The sequence below is a fragment of the Brachyspira catarrhinii genome (assembly GCF_005518285.1).
Taxonomy (GTDB): domain Bacteria; phylum Spirochaetota; class Brachyspiria; order Brachyspirales; family Brachyspiraceae; genus Brachyspira; species Brachyspira catarrhinii.
The window spans coordinates 1-7193 of record NZ_SJDU01000091.1; the positions used below are offsets into that span (position 1 = coordinate 1).

The 7193-nt window shown below is 28.7% G+C and carries 7 protein-coding genes; 2 read left to right on the forward strand and 5 right to left on the reverse strand.

The annotated features are described in order from the left end of the window. Nucleotides 1–135 precede the first annotated feature (135 nt). Complete coding sequence (locus EZH24_RS04915; protein WP_137998007.1) at nt 136–1545, forward strand: hypothetical protein; 1410 nt, start codon at nt 136–138, stop codon at nt 1543–1545. A gap of 78 nt (nt 1546–1623) precedes the next feature. Further along, entirely contained in the window at nt 1624–2073 is a 450-nt protein-coding gene (locus tag EZH24_RS04920) for a hypothetical protein (protein ID WP_137998008.1), read from the forward strand. Between the two features lie 106 nt (nt 2074–2179). Here the strand turns inward: EZH24_RS04920 and EZH24_RS04925 are convergent, their stop codons facing one another. The 5 genes from EZH24_RS04925 to EZH24_RS04945 form a co-directional block, all read right to left on the reverse strand. Beyond that, entirely contained in the window at nt 2180–3442 is a 1263-nt protein-coding gene (locus EZH24_RS04925) for a M16 family metallopeptidase (protein WP_137998009.1), read from the reverse strand. A gap of 137 nt (nt 3443–3579) precedes the next feature. Further along, complete coding sequence (locus EZH24_RS04930; RefSeq protein ID WP_137998010.1) at nt 3580–4332, reverse strand: hypothetical protein; 753 nt, start codon at nt 4330–4332, stop codon at nt 3580–3582. Nucleotides 4333–4414: 82 nt separating this feature from the next. Continuing rightward, the gene (gene smpB, locus EZH24_RS04935; RefSeq protein ID WP_137998011.1) at nt 4415–4894 is read right to left on the reverse strand and encodes an SsrA-binding protein SmpB; all 480 of its coding nucleotides are present in this window, start codon (nt 4892–4894) and stop codon (nt 4415–4417) included. A gap of 92 nt (nt 4895–4986) precedes the next feature. Continuing rightward, entirely contained in the window at nt 4987–6192 is a 1206-nt protein-coding gene (locus tag EZH24_RS04940; protein WP_137998012.1) for an ABC transporter substrate-binding protein, read from the reverse strand. A gap of 47 nt (nt 6193–6239) precedes the next feature. Then, the gene (locus EZH24_RS04945) at nt 6240–7055 is read right to left on the reverse strand and encodes an ABC transporter permease (RefSeq protein WP_137998013.1); all 816 of its coding nucleotides are present in this window, start codon (nt 7053–7055) and stop codon (nt 6240–6242) included. Between the last annotated feature and the right edge of the window lie 138 nt (nt 7056–7193).

A 7193-nucleotide genomic window follows, 5' to 3' on the forward strand; every position in this document is an offset into this window, starting at 1 on the left:
ATTATTCTATTTGTTCATTAAAACTTTATTCAAATTCTTTTTTGAATTTATTAAATTTCAGTTTGCAAAAAGCGTTTATTTATTTAAGCGTTTTTATAAATTATTTTCAATTTCAATTAAAGAGAGGGTTTCATCATGAAAAAATTACTCACTATTTTAAGCTTTATTTTATTACTACTTATATGTTTAGTCGTAATGTTTTGTAGCAATGAAAAAGTTACGGGCGTAGGCGGAGACACAGACGGATATGACGGTTGGGATGCTCCACCAAATACCATTATTCAAGGCGGCTCATATATATACACATTGAATGGCGATAAATGGGAATTAACAATTAACGCATCCGATAGAACCGTATCGGTTAGTAGCAATAATGTAGATATTCCATTACAAGATAATAAATATGATAATGTTTTTAATGGAGATACAATAACTATAAAAACCATAGACGGCAGAGATATTATATTTAATCCGAGCAATACAAATTCTATAACTATAGACGGAAAAAATGCTAATAAGAATGAGTCGTCTAAACCAGACCCTACCGAACCTGACCCTGATACGAGTATAGGTAAAGATTATAAATATTATTTTGTATTGGAAACACATGCATCGGAAGTTTCAGGCGGTAGCGATTATAGAAAACAAGTGGATTATACGAATTCAAGGCTATTTTTGAATAAAAACGATTCTTTAGAAATACAGTTAAACGAGAAAACTAAACTTAAGGTAAATAATATTAATACAGATAAGGGAGATTTAAAAGATTTGACTTGGGATGCTAAAACTAAAATACTTACAATTAAATCTTCGGTTAATACTTTCGTTTATAATTTTACAGATAAAACGGTTATGATAGATACGGTTAAAGGCTATTTAGTGGACGAAATCAATGTAAAATATAATGTGGAAAGACCTTCGGGCTGGTATATCTATACTAAAGACAAAACATTAAGTGAAAAATTGGGCGCTTATGTTTATTACGCAGATATATTAGCATTATATTATGATTGCAACCCTACCAATCAGTCTGTCTATTTAGCTGTAATTTCTAACGATTATAAAGGTTATGAACCTTATGGTGGAAGCGATTATAGTAGGATAGCCTCTATAGTAATGAAGGTGCAGGATGAATATTATTCAACAGATGAAAAACCTTATTATCCATATAGACCTTATTATTCATATATTGATAAAGAAAAAAAATATTATAGCTTTGGGTCTCCTGATACTTTTAATTTTAATGGAAATGTTTATTATTATAAAACAAGTGGGCGTGTGCCTATTAGTCGTCTAAATGATTATATAATAATAAAAGGAAATAGTTTAATTTTAACAGATACTTATGGTACTGAATCTAGCAAGAAAGAAGGTGTATGGACTAATAAAGAATATACTAAAACTCTTGTTAGTGGTTATCATTATACCAATAGACTTAAATTATCTATTAAGAATATAATAGATACAGATAAAGACAAGAAAGGAGGAACTAATACTATACCGCCACATATAATGGAGGATTTTACGGGAGATAAAATAAATTAAGAAATAATAATGCAAGAGATTTAATAGTTATTAAGTCTCTTGTATATTATAAAATATATTAAAACAAAGGAGATTTTTATGCATAAATTTTATATAGCGATGGGTGATTTAAGAGATAAAAAATACGAGAAAGCGGCTAATGGCTTTTATGAATTTATTTTTGATGATGAATTTAAAAATAATGTTGATAAAGCAATTAAAGAACTTGAAGGTAATGGAAAATTACAATTATCTATACAAGAATTAACTGAATTACATGAAAAAGCGAAAAAATATTTTGAGAATAAAATTAATAATTTAGTTGCGGAAGCATATTTTGATTTAGGCGTTATATCAATCTTTACTAATCAAAAAGAATATAATCCAAGATACACTAAAAATAAATATCTTGATAAAGCTTTTGAGTTATCTAAAAATATTGATATATTAAAGAAATTAGGTATAGTTTATGGTAAACATGACAATAAAAAATCATCAAAATGTTTTGAAAAAATTCAACAAATAAATCCTAATGATAAAAAAAATTAAACAATAAATAAAAATTCTAATTCTTACACATTTTTAAAAAGACGGAAAAAACCTCGTATTTTTAAATAAAATTTTTCTATTTCTTAAAAATCAAGATTATTACTTATTAATTAAGATTCAATTTTTTATTTATATTTTTGCTTATAATTTTCGCGCCTTTAGGACCAACGGAAGTTAAAAAGAATTTTTTTTCAGATAATTTTTCGTCAATAACTTCGTTTACCGATTTTATATTGACTTTATCTATAGATTTGTAAATATCCTTAAACGACATATATTTTGAAGCGTAAATTTCGTTTCGAGCGTTTTTATTCATTATATAATTCGCGTTTAATTTGCTGAAAGCCATATAACTTTTATAACTTTCTTTTGATTCTTCCAATTCTTCTTTCGTTATTCTTTCGTTTATTATTTTATTTATCTCTCCGTAAATCGTTTCTATAGTCTCTTCGTAATTTTTCAAACTCGTAGAACCCGTTATTTCAAACAGTCCGCCGTTAATAAAACTTGTAGCCGAACTATAAATATTATAACAAAGCCCTTTATTTTCCCGCACGCTTTGATACAATCTCGAATAAGAGCTTACTCCAAAAATATCGTTCAAAATATTCATGCTATATTTTTTATCATCGCTCGCTTTATAAGAAGGAGCGTATAAAGAAAAATAAACATGATTCAAATCTTCTCTTTCTTTTGCCATAGTTTTGTAGAAAAAAGGAATTTCTTTATTTTCGGTTTTAATATTTTTTTTAAGTTTAATATTCGATAATTTTTTTATCGCCAAATCCATATCGAATTTCCCTGCAATCGAAACTACCAAATTATTAGCGTTAAAATGTTTCTTAAAATATTTATAGACTTTTTCTCTGTTTATTGTTTTTATATTGTTTATATTTCCGCCTATGGGAAAAGCCATCGCCGTTCCTTTATAAGCTTCGGCAAAGAACTGACTCGATGCCGTTTCTTCTGGAGTATCGTTTACCATTTTAATTTCTTCTATAACCACTTTTTTTTCTTTCGCTATATCCTCTTCTCTGAATGCGGAATTAAGAATAATATCTTCCAAAGTGTCAATCGCTCTTTCAAAATATTTAGAAATTATATTTATATAAAAAGAAGTTAAATGCCTCGAAGTGAAAGCGTTGAATACTCCTCCGACTCCTTCGATTTTTCTTACCAATTCTTTTGCGCTTATTTTATCCGTGCCTTTAAATAGCATATGTTCTATAAAATGAGTGTAGCCGTTAGTTTCTTTAGTTTCGTTTGCGCTTCCCGTAATAAAGAAAAATCCAGTCGAAACAGTATCCAAAATTGGCATATATTCCAATATAACTTTTATTCCGTTTTGTAATGTAATTCTTTTTACCATTTTCATTTTCCAAAATAATTTAATGTTTAATTTTTTTAATAATTATTAATTAACGATTTAAAATATTATCGTAAATGTCAATTATAAAATATAATATTAGTATTTGCAAATAAAATAACGGACGAAATTTTTATATTTTATTTAGGTCTTCCAAAACCGAAACCAATAAAAACTTCACCCGATAAAGATGAAAATTTGTATTTATCGTATCCGTATCCATAAGAACCAGATTTCAATTTATCCATATCAAATTCCATACCAAAATTATATATAAGATTTGCTCCAAACTTGAAAGTCCATCTTTTCGACATATATAAATTCCTTTCCAAATTTAGTTTTATATACGGCATAATAGGAACTTTATACATATATGAGATTTTTTTAAAGTCAAATTTTTTATATCCATCATAATAATAACTTGCTAATCCTATATTTACTTCATATCTTCTTTTACTTGATTCGCTATAAAGCGGGAGATAAATTCCTGCTCCTATTCCAAAAGAAATATCATTATTAAAATTGAGTTTAGTAATAACTCCTAATATTAAATTGTGATAGAAAAATCTATGTTTATATTCAGGATAATCCTCGTATCTCGTTCTAACTCTCATATAATAATGGTATCCAGTTTCAAATAAAAGGCTTACGCTATTCAAAACTATATTTGTATTTGGCAGTTCAAAATTAGCTCCAATATCTATAAAAGCGTTTGCCGATAAACCGTTATCTATTCTTGAGCCTGACTCTGATAACCAAACATTAGTTGCGGGGTCGTATGCATAACTAAATTCGGCAGAATCTTCTACTCCTCCGCCAAAAGCAAATTCAAAATTAGCGGGAAACGACATAGAAGAAATTATTATAAATAGCATTATTAATTTTAATTTCATTTTTTATAGCTCCTTTTTTAACTTAATCATTCTATAATATTTAAAAGGTATTTCAATAGTTCGGTAATATAAAATTTGAAACTTATCTTTTAATATATCTTTCCATTTCTCTGTCTAAAGTTTTTCTTTTTAAAGTCTCTCTCTTGTCATACAATTTTTTTCCTTTGGCAAGCGCGAGTTCGACTTTTACTTTTCCTTTACTAAAATACAAACTTATCGGAATGAGAGTAAGCCCTTGTTCTTTAACTTTTCCGAATAATCTTTTTATTTCTCGTTTCTTCATTAAAAGTTTTTTCTCTCTCAAAGGCTCATGATTATTTCTGTTTCCAAAATGATATGGAGAAATATGCATATTGACTATAAAAAGTTCGCCTTTTTTGAAAGACGCGTAACTGTCCGACATATTTACCGCTCGCTCTCTTAACGATTTGACTTCCGTTCCGAGTAAAACTATTCCCGCTTCGTATTTTTCAAGCAATTCGTAATTAAACAAAGCCTTTTTATTTTTAACTATATCTCCCGATGAAATATTATTATTTGCCTTTTTATTTTTTTTAGACATAATTTATTTTCCGTTATATTTCAATTAAAAAATTATACTTAAATAAATATATTTGTCAATTTAAGATTAAATATAAAAAATCAAATAAAATTTTAACTTTCTCTCTTTTTTTTCTTCCTCAAAATAATTATCGTTATGCATAAAGCGACTATAATCGCCAAAGACAAAGGAACAACCCAACCGCTATATATAATGTCGTTCGATAAAATTTCATTCCAAAGTTCTTCCATCAAAAGATTCGTCTCTTCTGGCAATGTTATATAAACTTCGCAATTATCCAATATTTCGCTTGGAGGATAAATTATTTTATTGTTTTTCGTCTCTTCGCTCATTATACTTATGGCGGCGTTATTCGGCGAAGCGTAATTAATGTATTCTATATTTGCAAGCGCAACCTCTCCCTCGCATAAAAAATTAATATAAAGTTCGGCGGCTTCAATATTTTGAGCGTTATCGGGAATGCATAAAGCGTCAACGAAAAGATTAGCGCCTTTTGGAGGAATGACAAAATTCAAATTATTATTATTGTCAATCATAGTCAAAGAATCACCCGCATAATAAACGCCGATAGCAGCTTCTTCCGATTCCATTTTATCGTAAATCTCGTCCATAACATAAGCCTGCACCAAAGGTTTTTGTTCTTTCAATATTCTCGCGCATTCTCTAAGCTCAGATTCTTTTGTAGTGTTTAGAGAATAATTTAAATACGCTTGAGCCACTCCGAAAGCGTCTCTCGGATTATAATACATAAGAATTTTTCCCTTGTATTTTTCGTTAAAAAGAATATCCCAATCTATTTTTTCTTCGTCAACCAATTTTTTATTATAAATTATTCCGTTCACTCCCCAAGTATAAGCTACGGAATATTCGCCGTTCGGGTCGTAAATCTCTCTATAAAATCTCGGTTGAATATTAGTATGAGCGGGAATATTTTTATAATTTAATTTTTGAATCAAATTTTCTTTGATAAGTTTCGCTATCATATAATCGGATGGAATTATTATATCGTAAGCGATTCCTCCGACTTTTAATTTGACATAAAGCTCTTCGTTCGATGCGAAAGTCGAATAGTTGACTTTTATTCCCGTTAGCTCTTCGAATTCTTTATTTATATTGATTGAATCGTCCGAGCCGTCCGAAATATATTCTCCCCAATTATAAACATTGAGAATCATATTCTGTCCTTTAAATTTTTTATAATAATTTAAATCCAATTTGCTTAAGTCTATATTTTGAGCGGTTAGCATGTTTGGACTTGCAATTAATACAAACGACAATAATAATTTTTTTAGTTTCATTTTATAATCTCCTATAATTTTTATTTTATTTATTTTTTATTATCTATTTAATAATTTTTGCTTTTAGCTTTTCTTTTTAATTGAATCAAATATTTTTCTTTTCTAATTTCATTTAAATTCATTATAACTAAACTTACAAGAACTATAACGAATATCACGGTTGAAATAGCGTTAATCTCGGGGCTTATTCTCTTTCTCGTCATAGAGTAAATAGTAATCGGCAGAGTTTGAGATGTTATTCCCGTAGTAAAATAACTTATAACGAAATCGTCCAAAGAATAAGTTAAAGCCATAAGAAAACCAGCTACTATACCTGGCAAAATATCGGGGACAACGACTTTCCAAAAAGCCAAAAACGGCGGACATCCCAAATCCAAAGCCGCTTCGTATAAACTGCTGTCCTGCTGTCTCAATTTAGGCAAAACATTCAATATCACATAAGGCGTATTGAATGTTATATGGGCGAGTATTAAAGTGGTAAATCCAAATTTTAATTTCATTATGACGAATAAAAGCATTAAAGAAACTCCCGTTACAATTTCTGGATTTATTATAGATATATAAGTTATTCCCATAATCGCGCTTTTCATTTTTTTATTGAAATTCCCGATTCCAATCGCAGCCATTGTTCCAAGTATCGTTGCGACTACGGAAGAAATTATAGCTACTATTATAGTATTAAAAAAAGATTGAAGAATAAGTTCGTTTGAAAATAATCTTTTATACCAATCTAAAGTGAAGCCTGTCCAGATTCCTCTTCCTCTCGCTTTATTAAACGAAAAGAAAATAAGAACGGCTATCGGAGCGTATAAGAATAAAAATATAAAAGCTATGTAGCATCTTAAAAATATTTTTTTAAAAATAGATTTGTTTATCATAAAAGCATATCCTTAATTTCTTCATCGTTGTCGTCTATCTGTTGCATAAGCATAATCGCGCATAAAGATATTACTATCAATACCAAACTTATAGCCGAACCCAAATTCGGATTATAAGACAAT

Excerpts from the sequence above, each read along its gene's own strand:
- EZH24_RS04920 (WP_137998008.1), top strand. The coding sequence starts at position 1,624 with ATGCATAAATTTTATATAGCGATGGGTGATTTAAGAGATAAAAAATAC.
- EZH24_RS04925 (WP_137998009.1), bottom strand. The coding sequence starts at position 3,442 with ATGGTAAAAAGAATTACATTACAAAACGGAATAAAAGTTATATTGGAA.
- EZH24_RS04930 (WP_137998010.1), bottom strand. The coding sequence starts at position 4,332 with ATGAAATTAAAATTAATAATGCTATTTATAATAATTTCTTCTATGTCG.
- smpB (WP_137998011.1), bottom strand. The coding sequence starts at position 4,894 with ATGTCTAAAAAAAATAAAAAGGCAAATAATAATATTTCATCGGGAGAT.
- EZH24_RS04915 (WP_137998007.1), top strand. The coding sequence starts at position 136 with ATGAAAAAATTACTCACTATTTTAAGCTTTATTTTATTACTACTTATA.
- EZH24_RS04940 (WP_137998012.1), bottom strand. The coding sequence starts at position 6,192 with ATGAAACTAAAAAAATTATTATTGTCGTTTGTATTAATTGCAAGTCCA.